The following is a 23,997-nucleotide window of genomic DNA, read 5'->3' on the forward strand; positions in this document are numbered from 1 at the left end:
GCTCAGATCGTGGGCGTCTCGCCGGTGGCGGCGAAGTCCAGCCGCTTGGCCACCGACACGGCCTGGTCGCCGAAGCGCTCGTAGAAGCGGGCCACCAGGGCCAGGCTGGCCGCGGTCTGCGGGCCGTGCGGGAAGTCGGCGGCGCTGATCCGCGCCAGCACGGCGGCGTGCAGGCGGTCCACCCGGGTGTCGATCTCCTCCAGCTCGGCGAACGCGCCGGCGACCGGGGCGACGACCAGCGCGGCCAGCCGGTCGGCCATGCCGGCGGCGACCTCGCCCAGCTCGGTGAAGGCGTCGGCCAACTCGGCCGGCACGGCGTGCTCGGGGTGGGTGAAGCGGGCGGTGTCGGCGATGTGCGCGGCGAGATCGCCCATGCGCTCGATCTTCTGCGCGCAGTACGTGGCGGCGAGCACGATGCGCAGGTCCCGCGCGACCGGTGCTTGCAGGGCCAGCAGCGAGTAGGCCTGCTCCTCGCACTCGGTGCGCTTCACGTCCAGTTCGGCGTCGGCGCTGAGCACCTGCTCGGCCAGACGGAGATCGGCCGCCAACAGCGCCCGCGTGGCATCGCGCATGGCGGCCGCCGCCGACTCACACATGGTCGCCAGCTGCCGGCCGAGCTGCTTCAGGTCACCGTGGAAGGCTTCGCGCACGAGCGGGATCATTCCATGGGCCGGAAGCCAGTGCTCAGCCCTGGTGTCCCGACCTCCACTGCCGGGCCAGCCCAGGCGGCCGGCGGATCGCGCTGACCGGTCGCCGCCGAACCTGTACTATCTGTTGGATAGTACTGAGGGAGGTTGGCATGGAGCGCAGCGTCTACTCGGCGGCGTGCCCCACGCGTGAGGTGCTGGATCGCGTGGCGGACAAGTGGACGAGCCTGATCATCGGCGTGCTGGCCGCGGGCCCGCGCCGCTACGGGCAGATCGCCCGCGCGACCGAGGGCGTCAGCCCGCGCGTGCTGTCGCGGACCCTGCGCGATCTGGAGCGCGACGGTCTCGTGCGACGCACCCTGCTCACGGTCTCGCCGCCGGCGGTGGAGTACGAGCTGACGTCGCTGGGCCGGACCTTGGACCAGGTCATCGCGCCGCTGCGGGACTGGGCGGAGCAGAACGTGGACCAGATCTACACCGCCCGCCGCGTCTTCGACGACGAGCTGGACGGGGCGGACCGCACGCCGTGGCAGCGCGGCCGCCCCGTCCCGCGATAGGCGATCAGTAGGCCAGGTGGAACCGGGCGCGCCGGTGCGCCGGGCGCTCGATCTCGTCGGCGAAGGCGATGGCCAGGTCGCCGGCCGACAGCCGGGAGTTGCCCTCGGCGTCGGTCAGCAGCACGTCGCCGCCGGTGCGGAACGTGCCGGTCGTCTCGCCGGGGGCGTACGAGCCGTAGCCGGCGGCCGGGCTGACGTAGAACCAGTCGACCGACTCGTCGGTCGCGCGCAGGGCGTCGAGCACCGCCTTGTGCGTCGAGGCCTCGTCCTTGAACTGGTCCGGGAAGTCCGGGGTCTCCACCAGCAGCGGCCCGTCCTCGGCCACCTTCAGGCTGCCCGCGCCGCCCACGAACCCGATCCGGACGCCGCTGGTCGCCGCCAGCAGGTCGGGCAGGTACTCGGTCAGCTTCCGCTCGCCGCCGGTGGCGTGCACCGCGACCACCACCACGTCCGCGCCCTTGGCCAGCTCCGCGACGCCGGCCGGGTCCTCGACCGAGCCCCGCACCAGCCGCACGCCGTCCTTGGTCACATCCGGGTCGGCCGACCGGCTCACGCCCGTGACCTGGTGTCCCCGTCGGGCGAGTTCGGCGGCGATGGCCTGTCCCGAGTAGCCAGTCGCGCCGAACACCACAACCGTAGCCATGACTTGTTTCCCTCCAGAGGACCGTGTCTGCCGGCCGCTCCTGTGCCGCGGCCGTCGCCTCCAGCTTGCCTCATGAACTATCTGCTGGATAGTAGGGACATCGGTGTCCCTACTCCGGGTGTTCGGATCGTGGGATGACCGGGACCCGGCGGCGACCTCGCGAGCGTCCATACCGGACAGTGGTCGCCCGATCAAGGCCTTGGCGTGAAACTGCCTCTGGGTTGATCTTGAACTGTCCATCGTGCCCGCCGCGGCCGAGTGCCGAGTAGTACGCACTTCTGCGTATTCATCGCCGATGTCGATCACGCCAAGGTGTGTGGCGTAGCGGAGAGTCCGCTGTCACACATGAGGGGAAATGATGCGCAGCTTCAGTTTGCGGGTCGGAATCGGTCTCGCCGGCGCACTGCTGGCCGGTCTCGTCGCGCTGCCCGCGACCGCCACGGCGGCCCCGATGAGCTCCACCAGCACCCTGCCGGGTGTCGGCGTGAGCCGGGACGAGCTCGGCCAGGTCGTGTCCGTGCTGCCCGTCGAGCACCACGCGGGCAGTTGCGCGGAGCTGGCGGGCTCGTCCGTCACGCTCACGCGTCCGGACAACAACGGCAATGCCACGCTGGTGTGGACCGCCACCGTCTACAGCGCCCATCCGCAGCCGGCGTGGCACGACACCTGGCACCAGTCCTTCACGTTCCGCACCGCCCGGGGCACGTTCATCGTCTCGGTCAGCGGCGGCCTGGACAGCCCGGACCTGAACAACGCCTGGGAGCAGAAGTCCTTCCAGCGGGTCAAGGCCAACGTCCAGGTCGCGCCGGACTTCTACCCGCTGATCGGCTCGGTCGACTGGACCGGCGAGTGCTGAGTCGCTGACCCCGGGGTCTTGTCCGCCGTCGAGGCGGGCAAGACCCCTTCGTCGTGTTCGCGTCCAGGTCGTGCGTCAGCTGGGCTCAGTACTGGTGGGGTTGGGTGGTGTAGTGCCGGCCCTGGGGAGTGGTCCAGTGGGTGGTGCCGTCTGGGTCCAGGGTCACGGTGTGGTTGGCATGTTTTTTGTGGTGGTGGGTCATGCAGTAGCCCCGGAGTTGGGCGGGGTCGGTCTTGCCCTGCGGCCACGGCACGGTGTGGTCGATCTCCTGGATGGGGGTGGTGCAGCCCGGCGCGGAGCAGGTGCCGCCGTCGCGGACCTTGACGAACTCCCGGCACCGCGCGTCGGGCCGGTATTTGTCGGTGGTCATGGCGGTGGCGTGGCGGTACTGGTCAAGCAGGATCCCGCGCCAGGGGTTGTGCATGGCCAGTTCGCGGGCGGCGTCGGCGGAGATCGGTCCGTACCCGTCGAGCAGGCCGGGGTCCTCGGTCAGGCCCATCAACGTCTCCAGGGAGACCGTCACATGCACCTGGACGGTGCGGTTGACGCCGTTGCCCATGAAGCGGTCGAGCGCGGCGTCGGCGCGTTTCTGGTCGGTGGTGCGGTCGTCGTTGGTCAGGGCGCGGGCGTCGGCGGTGAGGGTGTCGAACATCTGCCGGATGTGGAGGGCGTCGTGGCGGACGCGGAGTTCGGCTTGGCCTTCGGGCAGAGGCTTGTATTCGACGCGGCGGTCGCGTGTGGTGGCTTTCTGGCGGCGTTGTTCGTAGCCGGTGGGGTCGATGGTGGCGACGAGCTTGGTGGTCAGGCGGGCCAGCTCGGTGCGGGTCAGGGTGGAGGCCTGGTCGATCAGGCCGTCCTCGACCTGGGTGATCATGGCCAGGCTCGGGAGGTTGACCACGCGTTCCCGCACGATCTCCAGCCGGCGGGCGTCCAGCTGTCCTTGGCGGAGCAGGTCGAACAGGCGGGGCAGGATGTCGGCGGCGGTGCTGTGTTCTTTTTCCCGGACCAGGGCTTGTTCGGGTTCGTGGATGGCCATGGCGGCCTCGGTGAGGTCCTCAACACCGGCCAGCAGGGCCAATTCCAGGTGCTGCAATGGTCCGAGGAGTTTGCGGACCAGGACGAGCATGGTGACCTTCTGCTCATCGCTAACCTGGTCTAGATCTGCGCCCAGGAGCAGGTCCATGACCGCCCCCGAGGGCTCCACGGACTCCAGCTCTCGGGTGATTTCTGACATACCTCAAGAATACTCTCGGTCAAGATCCAAATCGAATCACTAACGGGTGAACCTGCGTTTCATGCATAATCGCGACGCCCCACCAACAGCATCACGACCCCACCAACAGCATCATGACCCCGCAACCAGCATCACGACCCCGCAACCAGCATCACGACCCCGCAACCAGCACCACGACCCCGCAACCAGCACCACGACCCCACAAACGGCATCACGACGCCACAAACGGCATCACGACCCCACCCGCAGCACCACGGCGACAATCATCTGTACCTCCAGGCTCCGGAGGGTGGATTTTGCGCGGAGGGGGGCGATGGCATAAGCTTCTTGCGTATCGAGGCAGGCGGAGCCTGCCCGATAGCGCCTTGATACGCCATCGCCCAGAGGTCTCCGCGCAAAATCCACCCGGAGTCACCTGGATAACACCCCCCGCCCCCGCCTCACCACCTCATTACCCAGCCTCAACTACCGAGCGGACCCCATCCCGCAATCATCAGACAAAACATTTTCCGCCCCTCAGCCCCCTTCGTCGCCGCCAACGGATGATCATCAGCGGCGCCCTCTCGACCCTCGCCGGCGCCTCGCTCATCCACCAGGCCGGCTACGCCACCCTGGCCGGCTAGGCCACCCTGGGCCGCGCCGCGAGGCCGTGAGCCGCGAAGCCCTGAGACAGAGGGGTTTCGTCTCGACTGTCTGGGTACTCCCCAGGTAGTCGAGAGAGGTGGTTTCGCGTGGACACGGGAACGGTGTACTACCTGGTCGCCGGTGTGGCCGTCATCGTGATCGTGGGACGGCTGTTGGCATTCAGCGGGAAGCGCTACCTCGCCGGCGCGCAGGTCTCGGCGAGAGAACGCGAGTCGGCGGGCTCGGTCGCCCAGCTGGTGTCGATGCTGTTTCACCTGGTGACGCTGGGCCTGGGCGCGCTGTTGGCGGCGATTCCGTTCGGCGGCGGCGAGACGACGGTTTTCCTGGTGCGCATCGGGGTGCTGCTGATCCTGGTGGCGCTGGCCTACGCGGTGGCGCTGCGGATGCTGACCCGCCGCAAGCAGGAGGAAGTGGTCTCCGGCTTCGACGCGCAGGTCCGGGAGCTCCGCAACGAGCGGCAGCATCCGAACGGGTACGAGGTCAGCAACGACCCGTCGGCCGGCATGGCCCCGCAGCCGCGGCGTGAGCCGACCTTGGGCGAGCCCCGGCCTCGCCCCTGATTCCGCGGCTACTTGACGGTTTTCATCGGGAACTGGGAGTTGGTGCGGGCGACGCCGGGCAGTCGGGTGAGGGTGGACATGTAGAACTGCTCGTACGCGGGCAGGTCGGCGACGGCGACCCAGAGGTGGTAGTCGGGCTGGCCGAACATGCGCAGGCACTGCTCGATGGCGTCGACCCGCCCGACTGCCTCCTCGAAGGCCTCGATGGTGGCGGTGTCCTGGGCCGCCATGTCGATGTGCACGAGGACCCGGAATGCGCGGCCGAGGGCGGCGGGGTCGACGGTCGCGTGGTAGCCGGTGATCACGCCGGCCTCCTCCAGTGCCCGCACCCGTCGCAGGCACGGTGACGGGGTCAGGCCCACCAGGTCGGCCAGTTCGGTGTTGCTGAGCCGCCCCTCGGCCTGGAGGTGGCGGATAATTGCCCAGTCAACCCGATCCATTGGCAAATTATGCCACCAACACGCTAGTGAGCGCCAAAAGTGAGCATCGCGTGCCGCGAATACTAGCCTAACGTGCTGCTCATGAGCGAGCTACTGCTGACCGACGAGGAACGGGACCGGGCCGGCACACGGCTGCTGACCCTCCTCAACGGGCACGAGCGCGGCATCCCGGCAGCCCAGGTCTTGCCCGAACCTGACCGCGAGACGCTGACAGCGTTGCTGTCCGACCCGATGCCGGAGGACGGCATCGGCGTCGACGCGTTGTTCGACCGGTGGGAGCACGAGATCCTGCCCAACTCCACCACCGTCGCGCACCCCCGGTTCCTCGCCTACGTGCTCGGCCCACCCAACGGCATCGGCCCCTACGCGGAGGCGGTGGCCGCCGCGATCAACCAGAACTGCAACTTCTGGCAGTTGTCGCCGGCGGCCAGCGTGGTGGAGCGAGCCGTGCTGGAATGGCTCGCCGAGGTGGTGGGCTTTCCCAGCAGCGCCAAGGGAATTCTCACCGGCGGCGGTTCGCTTGCCACCCTTCAGGCCCTGGCCGCCGCCCTGCACGACCGCGTGCCCGGGTTCCGCGCCACCGGCTTGCAGCGCCCGGCCCCGGCGCTGGTCGTCTATACGTCGGTCGAGGCGCACCGCAGTGTCGACAAGGCCGCCGCAATCCTGGGCATCGGCCTGGACCACGTGCGCCACATCCCCACCGACAGTCAGCACCGCATGGACGTTACCGCGCTCACCGAGGCGATCGCCGCCGACCGAAGCGCCGGCCGACAGCCGTGGTGCGTGGTGGCCACCTGCGGCACGGTCAACACCGGCGCGGTGGATCCGCTGGACGCCATCGCCGACCTGTGCGCCGAGCAGGACCTGTGGCTGCATGTCGACGGCGCGTATGGCGCCCTTTTCCTGCTGTGTGAGGAAATGCGGGCGGTGATGGGCGGCTGCGCCCGCGCCGACTCGATCAGCCTCGACCCCCACAAGACGCTGTTCGCACCCCTGGAGGCCGGCTGTCTGCTGGTTCGCGACGGCGCCAAGCTGCGCGACGCCTACGCCTTCGACTCCTCGTACCTCACGGTCGCCGAAGACCCGCTGCTGACTGACTACATGGACTACGGGCCGCAACTTTCCCGTGGCTTCAAGGCGTTGAAGGTCTGGAGCGCGTTGCAGGCGTTCGGCGTCAACGCCTTCCGCACCACCATGGCCCGCACTCTCGACCTCGCCCGGCGTCTCGCCGACGGCATCGAGGCCACACCCGGCCTGACCCTGCTGGCGCCCGTCACGCTGACCGCCGTGTGCTTCGCCATTGACGGCGTGGACCACACCGCCGCGCTCCAAGCCCTCGCCGCCGACAACACCGCGCTGCTCGGGCCGGTGCTGCTCGACGGCCGTCACGGCATCCGCGCGTGCATCACCAACCATCGCACCACCCCGGCCGACATCGACCTGATCCTCGACCGCCTCAAGGCGATGTCATCGCCCCCGGTCGAGCCGGCCGGACGGCCATTGTCCACTGTGGACCAGTGACTCGACCTGGACGACGAGCTCCCGGGCGACGACCTCCACCGCCGGCGGGACCTGGCCGGTGCGGGGCATGCCCAGCACGATCGAACGCCAGATCTCCGGCTCGCTCAGCGGGGCCGCGCTGAGCGTGCCGGCGGCCAGGTCGGCGGCGATGCCGACGGCCGGCAGCACGGTCCAGCCGTGCAGGCCCCGCACCAGCTGCTTCTGGAGGTTCATGGCGTTGGTGTGCACGACCGCCGTGATCTCCACGCCGGCCTGCCGGGCGCCGCTGGTGATCAAGGTGTGCAGGCCGTGCCCGGGTGTGGGCATGACCAGCGGTCGGCCGGCCACATCGGCGAGACGCACCGGGTGCGCGGGATCCAGGCCGGCCGAGGCCGGGGCCACCGCCCACAGCTGCTCGCGCACGAGCGATGTCACGTTCAACGAGGGCGTGCTGGTCAGGTTGTAGAGCAGGCTCAGATCGAGGTCGCCGTCGTCGAGCCACCGCTGCAAGTGTCCGGAGTAGGCGGTTTGCAGCCGTAGCTCGATGTCGGGATGGCTGCGCATGACCGCCCGCGCCAGCGGCTCGGCCAGCAGCTCGGCGGTGCTCTCCAACAGGCCGACGGCGACGATCCCGGCCACCACGCCCGGCGTCGGCGTGATCTCGGCGCGGGCCCGGTCGAGCTCGGTCAGCGCCCGCCGGGCCCGCTCGGCCAGGCTCACGCCGGCCGGGGTCGGCCGCATGCCCTGGCGGGTCCGCTCGAACAGCGGCACCCCGAGCTCGTGCTCCAGCGACCGGATCTGCCGGGTCACCGCCGGCTGGACCAGGTGCAGGAGCTCGGCCGCGCGGGTCACGCTGCCGACCTCGACCACCGTCACCAGGGCCTTGAGCTGCCGCACGTCCATGTCATCTCCAGCGGGCATCGGAGCATCACAGATGGTTATATCCCTGCCACGGCCATTCTGTTTCATGATGGTCGCGGTCGGGTGAGCTGTGCTGCGAGGAGGCAGGCATGGTGGCAGTGACAACCGTTCGCGGACCGGTCGAGACCGACACGTTGGGCATGACCCTGATGCACGAGCACGTGTTCGTGCAGACCCCCGAGGTGATGAACAACTACGGAGACGCCTGGTGGGACGAGGAGACCCGGGTCGCCGACGCCGTCCGGAAGCTGACCGAGCTCAAGGCGGCCGGCATCGACACCATCGTCGACCTGACCGTGCTCGGCCTGGGCCGCTACCTGCCCCGGGTGCAGCGGGTCAACGCCGAAGTCGACATCAACATCGTGGCCGCGACCGGGCTCTACATGTTCGACCACCTGCCGCACTACTTCCACTACCGCGGCCCTGGCACCCTGCTCGGCGGCCCCGAGCTGCTCACCGACATGTTCCTCAAGGACATCCGCGAGGGCATCGCCGCCACCGGCGTCCGGGCCGCGGTGCTCAAGGGCGCGGTCGAGGAGGCCGGCATCACCCCGGACCAGGTGCGGGTGCACACCGCGATCAGCGAGGCCCACCGGGAGACCGGCGTCCCGATCACCGTGCACACCAACTCCGCGCACCAGACCGGGCGGCTGGCGCTGGAGTTCTACCGCGAGCACGGGGTCGACCTGACCAAGGTCGTGGTCGGGCACGCCGGGGACACCAACGACCTCGACTACCTGCGCTGGATCATGGACCAGGGCGCGACGATCGGCTGCGACCGGTTCGGCCTTGACATGTTCAACCCGACCGCGCAGCGCGTGGAGACCATCGTCCGGCTGGTCGGGGAGGGCTACGCCGATCGCATCGTGCTGTCCCACGATGTCGCCTGCTACAACGACTTCTTCTCCGGCGAGGCCAGCCAGGAGCTGCTGGCCAAGACGGTGCCGAACTGGCACTTCCGGCACATCTGCGACGACGTGCTGCCGGCGCTGCGGGCCCAGGGCGTCACCGACGAGCAGATCACCACGATGATGGTGGACAACGTCCGCCGCTACTTCACCCCGAGCGCGTGATGCTCGCGCTGGTCAAGACCGGGCGCGGACCCGAGGCGACGGAGCTGCTGGACGTGCCGGTCCCGCACGCCGGGCCGGGGCAGATCCGGCTGCGGGTGACGGCCACCGGCATCTGCGGCACCGACCTGCACCTGCTGCACGACGAGTACCCCAGCGCGCCGCCGGTGGTGATGGGGCACGAGATCACCGGTGTCGTCGACGAGGTCGGAACGGGCGGCGACACCGAGCTGCTGGGCCGACGGGTGGCGCTGGAGACCTACGGATTCGTCTGCGGGGCCTGCGAGTTCTGCCGTTCGGGGCAGATCAACCTGTGCCCGGCGCGGCGGTCCATCGGCGTGCACCTGGACGGCGGCTTCGCCGATCACGTGGTGGCGCCGCAGGTCAACGCGCACGTGATCGCCGACGAGCTGTCGGACGAGGCGGGGGCGCTCTATGAGCCGCTGGCCTGCGTGGCCAACTGCCTGTGCGATCCCGCGGTGGCTTCGCCCGGCGACTCGGCCCTGGTGATCGGGCCGGGCACGATCGGGCTGCTGGCCGCGGAAGTGTTGTGCGCGCAGGGATGCCGGGTCCTGGTCGTCGGCGCCGAGCGTGATCGCCGGCGGCTGGCGGTGGCGAACGAGCTGGGTTTCGCCACCGCGACCAGTGATGAGATCGAATCGTTCGAAGTGGACGTTGTCGCCGAATGCAGCGGCAGCGCGGCCGGCGTCGCCAGTGGTCTGCGGCACGTGCGCAAGGGTGGGCGGTTCGTCCAGATCGGACTGTGCGGCAAAGCCATTCCGGTCGAGCTGGATCTGTTCTGCCTCAAGGAAGTCGTCCTGTCGAGCGGGTTCGCCAGCACGCCTCGGTCCTGGGCCCGCGCCGAACGCCTGGTGCGGGACGGCCACGTCCGGCTCGAACCGCTGCTCAGCGAGCGGCTCCCGCTGTCCGACTGGAGCGAAGCGTTCGCCCGCACGGCCGCCGGGGACGGCGTGAAGTTCGTGCTCGTGCCGGGGAAGTGAAGGGAAGGCCAGTGACCAAACTCGACATCACCAGCCAGTTCCGCGGCATCGACGCGTTCCTGGCGACCCTGGACAAGCCGCTGCACCGCCGGATCATCGAGAACTACCGCCGGCACGCGATCTTCGAGATCACCGGGCACAAGGACAAGATCTTCACCCCGGAGATGACCGTGGAGCATCCGGTGTACCTGTTCAACGGCCCGGTGGCCTGCCTGCGGCTGGAGGGGACCGAGGAGATTCTCGGCTACTACTCGTCCTTGCAGCAGCGGCAGGCCACGGTGATGGTCATCGCCGACGAGAAGCTCGCGGTCGCGGACTGGGGTTTCGCCTCGGAAGCGGTGTTCCACTCGTATATGCCGGGCAGCTGCGTGCCGGCCTGGATGACGGCCGATCCCGACAAGCTCTACATCTACCGGCAGGCGACCGCGATGGTCTGGCCCTACGACGACCGCGGCCGGCTCATCGGCGAGCACGTCTACCGGCATTCCGACGGGGCCGAGCTGATCGAGATCGGCCCCGATGACTTCATCACCCTCGACGAGGCTCGGGAGAAACTGTTGCCGCTGCAACGGGAACTGCCGCCGCTCGACCTGCTGTCGGCGCGCTGATGGACGGGCTGAGCGAGGAGGAGTCGGCGATCGTCGCGCTGGTCGGCGAGTTCGTCGACAAACAGGTGCGGCCGGTCGCCCAGGAGCTTGAGCACGACAACGCCTATCCCGAGCGGCTCATCGAGCAGATGAAGGAGATGGGCGTCTTCGGGCTGGCGATCCCGGAGCCGTGGGGCGAGGCGCGGGTGTCGGCGCAGTGCTACGCGGCGGTCACCGAGGAGCTGGCGCGGGGCTGGATGAGCCTGGCCGGGGCCATGGGCGGCCACACCGTCGTCTCGAAACTGTTGGTGGACCACGGAACCCGGGAGCAGCAGGACACCTACCTGCCGAGGCTGGCCACCGGGGAGATCCGTGCCACGATGGCGCTGACCGAGCCCGGCGGCGGCTCGGACCTTCAGGCCATGCGCACGACCGCGCGGCGGGACGGTGACGAGTACGTGGTCAACGGCTCGAAGACGTGGATCACCAACGCTCGCCGGTCGGGGCTGATCGCCTTGCTGTGCAAGACAGATCCGGCTGCGAGGCCGGCGCACCGGGGCATGGGCATCCTGCTGGTCGAGCCGGGGCCGGGCTTTCAGGTCTCGCGGGACCTGCCGAAACTGGGCTACAAGGGCGTGGAGAGCTGCGAGCTGGCGTTCGACGACTTCCGGGCCCCGGTTTCCGCGCTGCTGGGCGGTTCCGAAGGCCACGGGTTCGCGCAGATGATGCGGGGCCTGGAGATCGGGCGTATCCAGGTGGCCAGCCGGGCGTTGGGCGTTGGCCGGGCGGCGTTGGAGGATTCCCTGCGGTACGCCCAGGAACGGGAGAGTTTCGGCAAACCGATCTGGCAGCACCAGTCCATCGGCAACTACCTGGCCGACATGGCCACGAAACTGGAGGCCGCCCGCCAGCTCGTGCTCTACGCGGCCCGCCGCTACGACTCGGGCGAGCGGGCCGACATGGAGGCCGGCATGGCCAAGCTGTTCGCGTCGGAGACGGCGATGGAGATCGCGCTCGACGCGGTGCGCATCCACGGCGGCTACGGCTATTCGACCGAGTTCGACGTGGAGCGCTACTTCCGGGACGCGCCGCTGATGATCGTGGGCGAGGGCACGAACGAGATCCAGCGCACCGTGATCGCCCGGCAGTTGGTTCACCGCCACCGACTTCCGTCCTGAGGGGCCAACCGATGCAGGAACCGTTGCGCGGCATCACTGTTGTCGCGCTGGAACAGGCGGTGGCCGCGCCGCTGGCCACCCGGCAGCTCGCCGACCTCGGCGCGCGGGTGATCAAGATCGAGCGGCCGGGGGTCGGCGACTTCGCCCGTGACTACGATCGGACCGTGCGCGGGCAGTCGAGCTACTTCGTCTGGCTCAACCGGGGCAAGGAAAGCCTGGAGCTGGACATCAAAGCTGACCGGAAACTGCTGGTTGCGTTGATCGACGAGGCGGACGTGTTCGTGCACAACCTGGCGCCGGGCGCGGTCGACCGCCTGGGCCTGGACGCCCCGACCCTGCGCGCCGGCCGGCCCGGGCTGATCCACTGCGCGATCTCCGGCTACGGGCCCGACGGGCCGTACCGGTCGAAGAAGGCCTATGACTTGTTGGTGCAGTGCGAAACCGGGCTGGTAGCGTCGACCGGAACGCCGGACGCCCCGGCTAAGGCCGGTGTGTCCATCGCCGACATCGCGACCGGAATGTACGCCTACAGCGGTATTCTCACCGCCCTCTACGATCGTCGCCGCACCGGCCGTGGCGCGAGCCTGCATGTGGCGATGATCGACGCGTTGGGGGAGTGGATGAGCCAGCCCGCGTACTTCTCCGGCTACGGCGGCGAACCGCCCCGGCGCACCGGCGCCCGGCATCCGTCGATCTCGCCGTACGGGCCGTGCCGGACCGGCGACGGCACCGTGTTCTTCGGCGTGCAGAACGAGCGGGAGTGGGCGGTCCTGTGCCGGGATGTGTTGCGACAGCCCGGTCTGGTCGAGGATCCACGGTTCGCGACCAACGACGATCGGGTGGCCAACAACGACGAGTTGACCGCGATCATCGAGCGGGCGTTCGCGGACCTGGACGCCGAGCAGGTGTCGACGCTGTTCGACGAGGCCGGCATCGCCAACGCCCGGGTCCGCAGCCCGGCCGAGCTCGCCCGGCATCCGCAATTGCTGGCGCGGCAACGATGGCGACCGGTCGACACACCCGGTGGTGTTGTCGATGCCCTGCTGCCGCCGGTCGTGTCCGATGCGTGGGAGCCGGTGATGGGGCGGGTGCCGGCGCGAGGCGAGCACAATGCCGCGATTCGAGTCGAGTTCGGGGAGCGTTCGGCGTGAACGAGCTGTTGGTGCCGGGGCCGGCGCTCGCGTTGGGAGCTCTGTTGGATGTGCCGGTGCCAGACCTGGACCAGGGGCTTCCGTTGCTGTGGCACTGGATTTACCTGCTCGACCGGCCGGCGCAGGGCGATCTCGGGCCGGACGGGCATCCGATCCGCAACGTGACGGCCGTGCCGCCGGGGCCCGGTCGGCGGCGCATGTGGGCCGGGGGTCGCGTGCGTACCCTGGGGCCGCTGCGCTGCGGGGAGCCGGCGACGCGGCGGTCGACGGTGTTGTCGGTGCGGGACAAGGAGGGGCGGTCGGGCCCGCTGACGTTTGTTGTTGTGGGGCACCAGATCGCGCAGGCCGGACGGGTGGTGGTGGACGAGCAGCAGGACATCGTCTACCGCGACGCCGCCGGCACGATCGCGTTCGGCGAGGAGGGGCCCGTGGTGCCGGCGGAGGAGGACGAGTGGTCGGTCGAGATCACGCCGACCCTGCTGTTTCGCTTTTCCGCCTTGACCTACAACGCCCATCGCATCCACTACGACCGCGACTACGCCCGGGAGGTCGAGGGCTATCCGGGCCTGCTCACCCATGGCCCGCTCCAGGCCCTCGCGATGGCCGAAGCCGCGCGAAAGCTCGATTGGTCCGGCCCGACGCTGTACGAATACCGTTTGCTGGCCCCGTTGTTCGACCATCAGGGCATGGTGGTACGGGCCGTGCCGGACGGGCAGTCGGTCGTGACGACGGTTCGGGACATCCATGGCCGGCCGACCGCGACCGGCACGCTGCGCCCGCTGGAGGATCAGGCCGAGCAGGTGTCCTGGTAGTCCAGCGCGGGGATGAACCGGGCCCACTGGTCCCGATCCAGCCCGCCCCGGGTCACCTGGCAACTGGTCTCGTCCAGGTGGGCGCGCAGGTCGTAGGTCGGTTTCAGGTCCCACATCACGACGTCACCCTCGCTGCCGGCGGAGACCAGCTTCGAGCCGTCGGCGGAGAACAGCAGGTGGTAGACGGCGTCGACGTTGTCGGTCAGCGCGGTGCCCAGCTGGCGCGGCAGGATCGGGGTGCCTAGGTCCCAGAGAAATGCCTGGCCCTCGATGCCGCCGGTCACCATGAGGTCGGTCGTCGGCGCGAACGCTGCGGTGAGCGCGTAGGTGCCGCTGTGCGGGTTGAGGGGATCGCCGAGCCGGCGGGCGTGGTTGGGGTCGCTGATGTCCCACAGGATGGCCGGGCCGTTGCGTTCGCTGGTGATCAGCAGGTCGCCGGCCGGTGACACGGCGGCGGTGGAGACCTCGCTCTGGTGCCCCAGCAGCGCCGATCCCAGTTGGTGCGGATGGGTGGGGTCGGTGATCTCCCACAGCCGGACTCCGCTCGGGTCGCCCGGCCCGTCGGTCGGCCCGCTTGCACTGCCGCCATTCGAAACGGCGCTGCCGGCCGAATCCGCGTCGGTGGTCGGGGGCAGGGTCGGGGCGGTGACGGCGGTGGTCTTGGGTGCCATGCCGGAACCCCTGATGACCGCGAGCACCCGGCCGTCCCGCACCCGCCAGATGCCCAGCACCCCCTGCTTGGACAGAACCTGACCGATCTGGCGCGGCTTGGCCGGGTCCCGCACGTCCCAGAAGATCGTCGCCTGGTCGCCGCCCGCGATGAGCGTCCGACCGTCCGGGGAGAACAGCAGCGAGCGGACGATGTCCGTCGGACCGCCGAACGACGCGAGTGTGTGGGGATGCTCGCGGTCGCCGAGGTCCCAGAGCATGACCTTGTGGTCGCTGCCGCCGGTGGCCAACAGCTTGCCGTCCGGAGAGAAGCTCACCGCGTCGATGCCCTCCTCGGTGTGCCCGGTCAGCACGGCGAGCTTGCGGGGGCGGCGGGGATCGACGACGTCCCACAACTCGGTGGTGGTGTCCCGGCCCCCGGTCGCCACCATCGACGCGTCCTGGGACAATGCGAGCGCGTAGATCTCGTTGAACCGCCCGGTGTGGCCGACGAAGGGCGGGGCGAACGCCTGGGGTCGGCCGGCGCGACCGAGGTTCCACAGGGTGATCCCGCCGCCGTTGCTGCCGGTGGCGAGCGTCTTGCCGTCGGGGGCGAATGCCGGTGTCCGGTCGTCCTCGCCACCCACCAGCGTGTCGATGCGCTGGGGAAAGTCCGGGTTGGAGACGTCCCACAGCAGCACTCCGACGTCACGGCCGCCGATGGTGGCCAGGGTGGGGCCCTGGGGCGAGAAGGTCACTCGTGACCCGAAGTTCACCCGGATCTGGTCCCGGGCCGGCTTCGCCGCGGCCGGGTCGGCGATGTTCCACAGCTGGATGCCACGGAACGTGCCGCTGACGGCCAGTTCCTTGCCGTCGGCCGCGAACGCGATGTTGTCCACGACATCGTCCGGGACCGGCTGGAACTGGCCGAGCTGCCGCGGCGCGGTGCGCTGGCGGACGTCCCACAGCGTCACCGGGGAGTTGCTCGGCTTCTCAGCCAGCACGGTCGAGTCGGCGCTGAACGCGAGCACCACGATTCCACCCGATTCGGGGGCCAGCGGCGGGCCGTACGGTCGGATCTGGGCCGGATCGGTCAGATCCCACAGCTGGATCCCGGGACTGTCCTTTCCGGACGTTGCCAGCACCGTCCCGTCCGGCGACAGCCAAGCGTCCAGGTCGACGTTCTTCTGGTCCTTCACCGGGTTGCCGAGTTGCCGGGGATGCGCGGGATCGGCCAGGTCCCAGATCACCACCGCGCCCCGGCCGCCGGCCGTGACCAGCCGGCTGTCGTTGGCGGCGAACGCCAGCCGGACGGGTGAGTCGAAACCGATGAAGGGATCGCCGACCTGCTTGGGGTGCAACGGATCGCGCAGATCCCACAGCATGATGGCGCCAGACGAGTACCCGGCGGCCAGGTATCGACCGGTAGACGAGTACGCCATGGAACTGACCGGACTGGCCACCCCGGTCAGCTGCCCGGCGTACGGCGTGGTGGTCAGCGCCCGTTGCAGCGCGGAATAGGTCTCGGGGCCGGGATTGATGCGGTGCGCGGCCACGGCCAGCTGCAACGCGGTGCGGGGGTCCGTGGCCAGCGAGGCGTCGGACTTGGCCACGAGCTGCCGGGCGGTGGCGACCATGGCCTGCTCGCGGGCCTGACGTTGTTGCTCGCCGGCGATTCCCTGCTGCACCAACGCGATGACACCGGCCACCAAAGCAATGACCAGCAGCACGGTCGCCGTGGCGATCAACCGGCGGCGGCGTGACCGGTTGCGTTGGGCGCTGGCGCGGAGGAACTCTCTGCCGACGGGGCTGAGGTCGACCTTGCCGACCGACCCGACCGCGACCGACAGCTGCCCGCGTTCCCACAGTGCTTCGGGTTTGCGCCCGGCGTGGTCCCAGCCGGCGGCGGCCTCCTCGATCTTGGCCCGGGCGCGCAGCGCGTCGGCGGTGGACTTGATCGCCTCGGCCAGGGGCCGCCACGCGGTGAAGAACTTCTCGTGCGAAGCGCCGATCAGGGCCTCGTCGTCGACGGTGTCGACGGTCAGCAGCCGGTGGGCGACGAAGGCGTCCAACTCGGTCGAGACCTCGGCCGGCAGGTCCGCCCGCCGCACGTGCCAGCGGGTCGGCCGGTCCTGCTCGTCCACGGTGACCAGGCCCAGCAGCCCGGCGATCACGGCGGCGCGGTCGCGGCCGGTTGCCGCCATGGCCTCGGCCAGCGCCGCCTCGGCCTGACGGGACAACGCCCCCTGCACACCCTCGATCGAGTCGTAGCGGGCCATCGACAGCTCGTCGCCGCGCCCGACGCCCTCGGCCAGCTGTGCCAGTGTGAAAGCCAGCAGCGGCAAGGCATCCCCGGTGTCGGTGTCGTCGACAAGTTTGGCCACCAGCTCGTCCGACACCCTGATCCCGGCCAGCCGCGCCGGGCCCTCGATGACGGTCCGCAACGCCTCCCGGCGGAGCGGCCGAACCGTGTGCGTGCGGGTCGGCAGGCCGGCCAGATCGGGGTTGAGCAGCAGCTGGTTCAGGAACTCCGGCCGCAGCGTGGCGACGATGTCGATCGGCCCGCGCAACGCGGCCCGCAGCACGGCGGCAAAGTCCACGACCTTGTTGTCGGGGGTCTGGGTGAGCAACTCCTCCAGCTGATCGATGACGACCAACAGCCGCTTGCGTCGGGGGCCCGGCGTCGCCGCCAGCAGCCGTTCCACGACGTCCACGATCCGGCCGGCGGCCAGGTCGTCCTCGATCGGGCCGAGGCGCAGGTCGACGTCGAGGTCACGGGCCAGGCCGGCCAGCTGCTGGGCCAGCCGGGCCGTCGGATCGACGCCGGGGGTGAACGCCGGCAGCGTCCACCAGTCCGGTTCCTCGGCCATCGTCGGCAGCAACCCGGCCCGCACCAGCGACGACTTGCCGCAGCCGGACGGGCCGACCACCAGCAACACCGTGTTCTCGGCCCGTTCGGCCGGCGAGCGCAGCAGCCCGGCCAGGGCCTCGACATCGCCGCTACGACCGAAGAACGCCTTGTGCAGGTCGGCATCGAAGGCCCGCAGCCCCGGGAACGGCGACCGGCCGTCGGCCCAGCCGACGCCGCCGCTCTGGTCGACACGGCGCAACGCGGCGGTCAGGGCGGCCCGTGCCGCCGCCGGATCCCGGATCATGTCGGTGTGCTGGAGGGATTTCAGCAGCGGATGCAGCGCCCCGGCCTCGGCCCGGACCGGCAGCATCCGGCCGCCGCGGGCGCGAGCGATCGCGACTTCCGCCGTGCACCAAGTGGAATCGAGGTAGGCCGACGTGACCACGCAGACCGTGGCGTCGGCCCAGCGCAGCCGCTCGTGCAGCCGCTGCTCCCACTCGTCGCCGACGGCGATGCCGTCGCTGAGGTCCCGGTCGAGGAAGACGTCGTGCCCGTCGGCCACCAGCCACTCCCGCAGCGTCGCCGCGTGCGGGGTGTCCGCGCTCGCATGGCTGATGAACACGGTCGCCATGCCTCTGCCTCCCCGGGCTTGGAGCGCGCAGTGGGGTCATCGGGGCTTGGGCCGATCGCGTTACCGGGTGGTCACGCCGTGTCCTTCGCCCGATGATCGGGCGGGTCCTCGGCCAGCTTGGCCATCCACGCCTCGTTCTCGATGGAGATCACCTGCTCCGCCGCCACCGCCAGCGCGTCAAGGCCGTCCGCCGTGGACTCGGTGCTGGCCCGGGCGCTGAGCACCTCCAGGCGCTGCGCGGTGTGCAGGAACTCGATCAGCTGGTACTCGTGCCGGGCCGCCGCCACGTGCACCGCCAGCGCCGCGCCGATCGTCGTGACGACGGCGATCCACACCGTCCACTCCGACCCGCCGAGCACGGCCGCGACCGCCCCGATCGCCGCCGCGAGCACCGCCAGCCCCAGTTCGACCGCGCGGAAACGCCGCAACGCCTTCTGCAACTCCGCCGCTCGGGGCCGATAGTAGGTGTGGATCTGGTCGCTGACCCGGGCCTCGAAGTAGGACGGGACATCGTGCACGTCCGGCGTGGGCCGCTGGTCGGGGGTGACGCCGGCCTGGTGGCGGAGCAGGTCGCCGCCGACGTCCCGCAGCTGGTTGCTGCGTTCGAGCAGCCCCACCCCGTCCGGGTCACCGCGATAGGGGCCGGCCTTGGCCAGCCACAGGAACACCTCGCTCTTCAGGGCTTCGGACACCGACCGGGCCCGGGTCCAGTCCCGCAACGCCCGCCCGCTCCACGCCGGACGCAGCCGGGGCAGCAGCGCCGCGCCGAACGCGGCCGCCACCGCCAGCACCCGGCTCGCCACCGGGACTTCCGCGGCCAAGACCCCGGCCAGCGCCGCCAACACGGCGACCGTCACCGTGACGGCGAGCGCCGCCGTCCGAGCCCGGCTGATCCGCCGCTTCATCCGATCCGCGGTCCGCGACCACAACGACTGCTGGCGCCACAGATCGGCGACGAGCTCCGCAGCTGACATGGTGATCAGGCTCCCATATCGGGCAATCCCGGTGGGGCCCGCCCGCTCGGCCGCCCTTTCGGCCCCGATCCCCGAGGCAACGGCGTGTGCGCCCGTTCGCCACGGGAGAGTGTCCACATGGTGCAGTTGCGGACCGTCGTCTCGCGGTACTCCTCCTCCTTCGACCTGACGTCGGCGAACATCGGCCTGGGGCTGGACGGGAATGTCTACCTCGTCGGCCGGCACGGCGGCGGGGCGCGGGTGATCCGGGTGGGGCTGGACGGGACACCCCTGAGCGCGGGCGACGTGGGCGGCGACGCGCTGGCGGTGGCGGCCGACGCCACCGGCCTGGTGGCGACCGCGGAGCCGTTGCCGCACCCGCCGACCGTCGTCGTCCGGGACCGCGATTTCGGGGCGGTGGCCCGGGTCGACGACTTCACTGCGGTGGACAACCAGTTCAGCGCGCCGAGCGGGCTGGCGACGGGGGAGCGGTCGGGCCGCATCTACGCGGTCGACCCGCACGCGTCGAGGATCCTGGTGATCGGCCCGACCGGCCTTCAGGGCGCGGTGACGCTGACCGGCCTCGACAACACGGGGATCAACTCCACCACCCAGAGCAACACGGCCGACGCGGTCGGGCTGCGGGTGGCGGAGGCGGCGAACCGGATCTACACGGCGTGGCCGTCGGGACTGCTGTGCGCCACGGACCTGAGCGGAAACGTGGTCTGGAGCACCAAATCCGCCGCCGTCGCCGGGACCTTCCGGGGCGCGTTCGACGTGACGGCGGACGGCCGGGTGTTCCTGGCCCCGTCCGACACCGCGATCCAGACCGACACAACCGGAAAGTACGTGGCGGTGACCATTGTGGACACCACGGGCGCCGCGACCGCCGGCGCGGTGAAGCTGCGGCTGCCGGCCGGCGATCCGGGTTTCGCGGTCCAGGACCTGCGGATCCTGAACCAACAGATCATCCTCAAGCGCGAGGACCCGGCGACCCTGTTCGAGGTCTACGCGCTCGACGGCACGTTCGTGCGAAGCGTCCCGGGCGACGTCGAAGTGGTCACAGTGTCCTATCCGGACATCAGGTGGACGGCCGGCAGCCGGATGGACTTCTCCATTGGCTACCAAGGCGGTCGGTGGCCGTCCGCGCCCCGGCTGCGGGCGTGGCTGCGGCCGCTCGGCGTGCCGGAGTTCGCCGAGCTGCCCGTGGAGCCGGCCCCGGTCGGCGGGTCCACGACCGTGGTCGTGCCGCCGGATGCCCGTGGCCTGTACCAGATCCGGGTGTCACCGGACGTCGCCGGCCGGTACTCCGAGTACGGTGTGGACGGTTACGTCGAGGTGCGGTCGCCGGGCTCGACCGGCACGGTGTCGATCATGACCGATCGCAACCGGTTCGCCTTCGGGCGGGGCGAGGCGATCGCCGTGACCGTGATCATCCAGGCGCCCCCGGCGGTCGCGCTGCCCACCACCGTCCGCCTCACCGTGCTGCGGGACGGGATCCCGGTCGGCTACCGCGATGTCGCGATGAGCATCGATCCGACCACCAAACGCATGCAGGGCAAGGTGATCCTCGATGCGAAGTTCACCGGGACCTGGCAGCTCGGCCGGCACGTGCTCGACGCGGTGGTGCCGGGATTCACCGTCGCCCCGCAGCACGTGGAGATCGGGCCCGGTCTTCAGCAGCGGCCGAACTACCACCTGGTGCAGCACGGCGACTACAACGCGAGCGTGCCCAGCGACCCGCTCAACCGCGGCTTCGACGCACTCCTGCTGTCCGACGCCGCCGACGTCATCGCCGATCACGTGGCCCGGGCGGCCAAGCTCGGCCTGACCCTGTTCGTCGACCGCCTCGGCGGCCTGCGCACGGACGACCCGAAGCTGCCATCGCCGGCGCTTTCCCTTGACGTGCAAGGATATGCGCTGCTGAGCGCGTTGCAGCACCAGCAGGACGGGGTCGCCACCGACAAGCTCGGCCTCGAGGACCCGCAGTACCAGGCGATCGCCGGCTACGGCGCCAACGGCATCGAGGAACAGGCGATCCTGCTCATGATGGACGCTGGCCTGCCGGTGGGCCTGGCGAACGACACCCGCACGCCCGAGCAGATGGACAACGCCGTCACGAACGTGACGCGCTGGCTTCAGGACTACGCGGCCTTCCGGGGCTGGAGCTGGGCCGCGAACTGGTGGGTGGCGAACTACGGCACGCAAGCGGCGACCGCCGGCGCGGAACGGGACGCCTACACCGCCGCCCTCAACCAGGCCCGCGACACCGGCAAGTGGTCGCCGATCCTGGACACCGTCTCCGACCGGGTGTTCGCGCAGAAGCCGGCCGCCGAGGCGCGCTTCCGGAAGGTGGCCGACCTGGCGACGCCGGGCCGGATCAGCGCGATGACCTCGCCGTTCCGCGCCTTGCAGAGCCCGCCGGCGGTGATCTTCGCCAACGCCGACGAGGTCGACCTCCAGAACCAGTGGGAACAGCTCGGACCGGCGATGACCAGCGCGTTCCAGGTCGACTACTACCGCCGCCCGGGCAAGCCGGTGTGGGGGCACGTCGAGATCTACAACGACGACGGCACCGGCGGCCAGATCCTGCCGGCGCTGACGCAGATGGCGATGCGGGGCGCGAACGGCACCGGCTACGTCTCGCTCGGCGACACCCTGCACAGCTTCGGGGATCCCGGCGATCCGCGCGGCGCCGCCAACGGCCCCGACCCCGGCGATCCCCGTTCCGGCGGCGCGGGCAAGGCTTCCGTGCTGCGGGCCGCCTTCGAGATGCTCAACCGGTTCGGCCCGGCGACCGCCGCGGCCCGGTCGGCCAACCGCGTGGCGATCGTGGTGTCCACCCGCATGCTGCGCTATGAGGGCGGCAGCGGCCTGACCCTCAACGACAACGACTACTACCAGACGTTTTTCGGCTCGATCGGCTCGCAGTACTTCGACGCGCTGTTCGAGGCCTACAACGCCTGCCTGATGGCGCACCGCCCGGCGTCGTTCGTGTTCACCGAGGACGTCAGCGCCGACGTGCTGCGGCAGTACGACGCCGTACTGCTGGTGGGGCAGCGGGTGGACCTTGAGGAGCCGCTGTACCTGGCGTTGAAGAACAGCAGCGTCACCGTGTACTACGACGACACCTGCCGGCTCGGCGGGAACTTCAACATCACCCCGTACTACTTCGTGCCGCTGGGTTTCTCGTTCGACCGGATCGCGCTGGAGGCCGTCCGGCAGGGGCTTGGCCCGTCCGACGACGACGCCGCGGCGCTGCGCTACCGGGCGTACTTCCTCCAACAGGCCGCCGGCCTGCGCGCGGCCTTGGCCGACGTCCGCCCGGTCGCCGAGTGCGACAACCCGGAAGTGCTGCTCAGCGAATGGATCGCGGGCGACGTGCGCTACCTCTGGGTCGCCAACAACACCATGATCGGCTGGGAGCCCGGGGTCATGTGGCGGGTCAGCATGACCGTGGCGCACCGGCTGCCGGTGCTGGCCGAGCTGACCGTCGACGTGCCGCCGGGCCACGAGCTCGTCGACCTGCTGACCGGGGCGATCGTGCCGACCGAGGGCGGGCGGTTCACCGCCGACCTGCGCACCGCACCGGCCCGGATGTACGCCGTGGCCCCGCTTTCCTGCGGTGATCTACCGGTCGCCGAGCCGGAATCTGTTCGGCCCGCACGTGCGCGACCTCGCCGTCGCCGCCGACGGCACGAGCGCCGCCCTGACCTGTTTCAACTGGGACCACAACCTTTACGGCCTGGACCTGGAGACCGGCGCGACGACGTGGCGGCAGAAGGCCGGGCATTTCTTCGCCTACACACCAACGACTCACGCCGCCGGGTTTGCCGCCGCCGGCTTCGACCTCGACACCGCCGAGGGGCATCACCTCTATCTCCTCGACGGATCCGGCGAGGCCCAGCGGCGGTTCGCGTTGTTCGGGCTGCCGAAGAAGGCCACCGACTTCGCGTTCACCGAGTGGCAGTACGACCCGGGGCTAGTGAACTTCGCCGTCGGGCCGGACGGTTCGTGGGTCGCCACCTCCGGCGATCTCGGCCTCGCGGTGTGGAGCGCCGACGGCACCAAGCGGTGGGCCCACGAGTGGTGGCAGTCGCGCCGCGACCCGCAGCGGCTGCTGGCCCTGGACAACGAAACCCTGGTCACCTTGTCCGACAACACGGTGACCGCACTGGCCACAGTGGACGGTTCGATCCGGTGGGCGGTCACCGCCCCGCAGTCCGGCGCCTTCGGCGGCGGCGTGGCCAGCGCCGACGGCCACACCGTGGTGGTCTGGTCCCGGGCCGAGAGCGGCCGGGTGCTCGTGATCCGCGATGGCGTGCTCACGGCCACGATCCCGGCCTCGATCACCGAGCTGTCGGTGTCGGCCGACGGCTCGCTGCTGGTCGGCGTCTCGGGCCGCCAGCTCAAGGCCTACAACGCGGCCGGCAGTCTACTGTGGACGTACACCGGGGACGATCTGCTGCGCCGTCCCAGGGTTTCGCCGGACGGCTCACGAGTCGCGGCCGGCAGCGAGTTGGGCACCCTGGTGGTCCTGACCGGGGCCGGCGTTGTCGTCGGCACGCCGGACCTGCGCGCCCTGCCGGTGCCGGCGTGGCTGCCGAGCGGTGATCTGCTGGCGGCGACGTGGATGGGCACCGTGGTGCGCTTCGGCCCGGATCTCCGGGTGAAGTGGCGAACTGTGTTGGCCCCCACCGAAACCGACGCCCGTAGGACCCTGCGGACCCCGGATCAGACGCCGACGTCCCGCATGAGCGGCTGGGGCAACACGGTCCCGCGCCGGCCGCTGAGCCCGAACCTGCTGGCCCAGACCACGGCGTTGATCACCCCGATGTGGCTGCGGCACGGCCTGCCGATTCCCTCGAACGAGGCGGCGTTGCAGTGGAACGTCAACCCCGAGCACGAGGTCCCGCACCTCATCAGCTACCAGAGCACCGACTGGTACGACGGCCGTCTCCAGCCGCCGAACCGGCCATGGCTGCGCTGGCGGGACGTCGGCAACGCCGTCGGCACCGACGTCGCCATCCAGCTCGACGCCTTCCGGACCCTGGTGCGGGTCGACGGCATCAGCGTGGCCGAGCACCCGGACCACCCCGAGTCCTGGCTGAC

At 70.3% G+C, this 23,997-nt stretch carries 18 protein-coding genes; 11 read left to right on the plus strand and 7 right to left on the minus strand.

All coding sequences use genetic code 11. The features are described 5' to 3' along the window. Nucleotides 1-2: 2 nt before the first annotated feature. The gene (gene phoU / locus ACIG5F_RS45280) at nucleotides 3-650 is read right to left on the minus strand and encodes a phosphate signaling complex protein PhoU (protein WP_396526454.1); all 648 of its coding nucleotides are present in this window, start codon (nucleotides 648-650) and stop codon (nucleotides 3-5) included. Nucleotides 651-799: 149 nt separating this feature from the next. On the opposite strand from phoU, the gene ACIG5F_RS45285 reads away from it, so the two are divergent. Next, complete coding sequence (locus tag ACIG5F_RS45285) at nucleotides 800-1,204, plus strand: winged helix-turn-helix transcriptional regulator (RefSeq protein ID WP_396526455.1); 405 nt, start codon at nucleotides 800-802, stop codon at nucleotides 1,202-1,204. A gap of 4 nt (nucleotides 1,205-1,208) precedes the next feature. Here ACIG5F_RS45285 and ACIG5F_RS45290 read toward each other — a convergent pair whose 3' ends face one another. Beyond that, nucleotides 1,209-1,847, minus strand: a complete 639-nt coding sequence (locus ACIG5F_RS45290; protein ID WP_396526456.1) for an NAD(P)-dependent oxidoreductase — start codon at nucleotides 1,845-1,847, stop codon at nucleotides 1,209-1,211. Between the two features lie 358 nt (nucleotides 1,848-2,205). Between ACIG5F_RS45290 and ACIG5F_RS45295 the strand changes: the two genes are divergently transcribed. After that, nucleotides 2,206-2,703: a hypothetical protein gene (locus ACIG5F_RS45295; RefSeq protein ID WP_396526457.1), complete on the plus strand. Its 498-nt coding sequence runs from the start codon at nucleotides 2,206-2,208 to the stop codon at nucleotides 2,701-2,703. A gap of 85 nt (nucleotides 2,704-2,788) precedes the next feature. Here ACIG5F_RS45295 and ACIG5F_RS45300 read toward each other — a convergent pair whose 3' ends face one another. Next, nucleotides 2,789-3,937 carry a DUF222 domain-containing protein gene (locus ACIG5F_RS45300; protein ID WP_396526458.1) on the minus strand — a complete coding sequence of 383 codons (1,149 nt, stop codon included), beginning with the start codon at nucleotides 3,935-3,937 and terminating at the stop codon, nucleotides 2,789-2,791. A gap of 731 nt (nucleotides 3,938-4,668) precedes the next feature. Between ACIG5F_RS45300 and ACIG5F_RS45305 the strand changes: the two genes are divergently transcribed. Then, nucleotides 4,669-5,142 carry a hypothetical protein gene (locus ACIG5F_RS45305; RefSeq protein ID WP_396526459.1) on the plus strand — a complete coding sequence of 158 codons (474 nt, stop codon included), beginning with the start codon at nucleotides 4,669-4,671 and terminating at the stop codon, nucleotides 5,140-5,142. A gap of 8 nt (nucleotides 5,143-5,150) precedes the next feature. Here ACIG5F_RS45305 and ACIG5F_RS45310 read toward each other — a convergent pair whose 3' ends face one another. Then, nucleotides 5,151-5,582: an Lrp/AsnC family transcriptional regulator gene (locus ACIG5F_RS45310; protein WP_396526460.1), complete on the minus strand. Its 432-nt coding sequence runs from the start codon at nucleotides 5,580-5,582 to the stop codon at nucleotides 5,151-5,153. 81 nt (nucleotides 5,583-5,663) lie between these two features. Here ACIG5F_RS45310 and ACIG5F_RS45315 point away from each other — a divergent pair, with 81 nt between their 5' ends. Continuing rightward, nucleotides 5,664-7,103 carry a pyridoxal phosphate-dependent decarboxylase family protein gene (locus tag ACIG5F_RS45315; RefSeq protein WP_396526461.1) on the plus strand — a complete coding sequence of 480 codons (1,440 nt, stop codon included), beginning with the start codon at nucleotides 5,664-5,666 and terminating at the stop codon, nucleotides 7,101-7,103. On the opposite strand, the gene ACIG5F_RS45320 is transcribed toward ACIG5F_RS45315, so the two are convergent. Then, nucleotides 7,050-8,003 carry a LysR family transcriptional regulator gene (locus tag ACIG5F_RS45320; RefSeq protein WP_396526462.1) on the minus strand — a complete coding sequence of 318 codons (954 nt, stop codon included), beginning with the start codon at nucleotides 8,001-8,003 and terminating at the stop codon, nucleotides 7,050-7,052. The two genes, ACIG5F_RS45315 and ACIG5F_RS45320, sit on opposite strands and share 54 nt — an antisense overlap. 89 nt (nucleotides 8,004-8,092) lie before the next feature. Between ACIG5F_RS45320 and ACIG5F_RS45325 the strand changes: the two genes are divergently transcribed. The 6 genes from ACIG5F_RS45325 to ACIG5F_RS45350 are packed head-to-tail and all read left to right on the plus strand — an operon-like array spanning nucleotide 8,093 to nucleotide 13,802. After that, nucleotides 8,093-9,076 (plus strand): phosphotriesterase, encoded by a 984-nt coding sequence (locus ACIG5F_RS45325; RefSeq protein WP_396526463.1) that lies wholly within the window; start codon nucleotides 8,093-8,095, stop codon nucleotides 9,074-9,076. Continuing rightward, the gene (locus tag ACIG5F_RS45330; protein WP_396526475.1) at nucleotides 9,076-10,074 is read left to right on the plus strand and encodes a zinc-binding dehydrogenase; all 999 of its coding nucleotides are present in this window, start codon (nucleotides 9,076-9,078) and stop codon (nucleotides 10,072-10,074) included. Before ACIG5F_RS45325 ends, ACIG5F_RS45330 begins: the two co-directional genes overlap by 1 nt. 11 nt (nucleotides 10,075-10,085) lie before the next feature. Then, complete coding sequence (locus ACIG5F_RS45335; RefSeq protein WP_396526464.1) at nucleotides 10,086-10,682, plus strand: hypothetical protein; 597 nt, start codon at nucleotides 10,086-10,088, stop codon at nucleotides 10,680-10,682. Then, nucleotides 10,682-11,839: an acyl-CoA dehydrogenase family protein gene (locus tag ACIG5F_RS45340; RefSeq protein ID WP_396526465.1), complete on the plus strand. Its 1,158-nt coding sequence runs from the start codon at nucleotides 10,682-10,684 to the stop codon at nucleotides 11,837-11,839. Before ACIG5F_RS45335 ends, ACIG5F_RS45340 begins: the two co-directional genes overlap by 1 nt. A gap of 11 nt (nucleotides 11,840-11,850) precedes the next feature. Next, nucleotides 11,851-12,990, plus strand: coding sequence for a CaiB/BaiF CoA transferase family protein (locus ACIG5F_RS45345; RefSeq protein ID WP_396526466.1), 1,140 nt, complete (start codon nucleotides 11,851-11,853; stop codon nucleotides 12,988-12,990). After that, nucleotides 12,987-13,802 carry a MaoC family dehydratase N-terminal domain-containing protein gene (locus tag ACIG5F_RS45350; protein WP_396526467.1) on the plus strand — a complete coding sequence of 272 codons (816 nt, stop codon included), beginning with the start codon at nucleotides 12,987-12,989 and terminating at the stop codon, nucleotides 13,800-13,802. Before ACIG5F_RS45345 ends, ACIG5F_RS45350 begins: the two co-directional genes overlap by 4 nt. Here the strand turns inward: ACIG5F_RS45350 and ACIG5F_RS45355 are convergent. Together ACIG5F_RS45355 and ACIG5F_RS45360 are read right to left on the minus strand one after the other, a co-directional pair. Next, complete coding sequence (locus ACIG5F_RS45355; RefSeq protein WP_396526468.1) at nucleotides 13,778-17,932, minus strand: TIR domain-containing protein; 4,155 nt, start codon at nucleotides 17,930-17,932, stop codon at nucleotides 13,778-13,780. The genes ACIG5F_RS45350 and ACIG5F_RS45355 overlap by 25 nt on opposite strands. Before the next feature lie 71 nt (nucleotides 17,933-18,003). Further along, nucleotides 18,004-18,906: a DUF4231 domain-containing protein gene (locus ACIG5F_RS45360; protein ID WP_396526469.1), complete on the minus strand. Its 903-nt coding sequence runs from the start codon at nucleotides 18,904-18,906 to the stop codon at nucleotides 18,004-18,006. A gap of 117 nt (nucleotides 18,907-19,023) precedes the next feature. Between ACIG5F_RS45360 and ACIG5F_RS45365 the strand changes: the two genes are divergently transcribed. After that, complete coding sequence (locus ACIG5F_RS45365; RefSeq protein WP_396526470.1) at nucleotides 19,024-23,499, plus strand: hypothetical protein; 4,476 nt, start codon at nucleotides 19,024-19,026, stop codon at nucleotides 23,497-23,499. The last annotated feature ends 498 nt before the right edge of the window (nucleotides 23,500-23,997 follow it).

It is taken from the genome of Kutzneria sp. NPDC052558 (genome assembly GCF_044547355.1).
In the GTDB taxonomy this organism is placed as follows: domain Bacteria; phylum Actinomycetota; class Actinomycetes; order Mycobacteriales; family Pseudonocardiaceae; genus Kutzneria.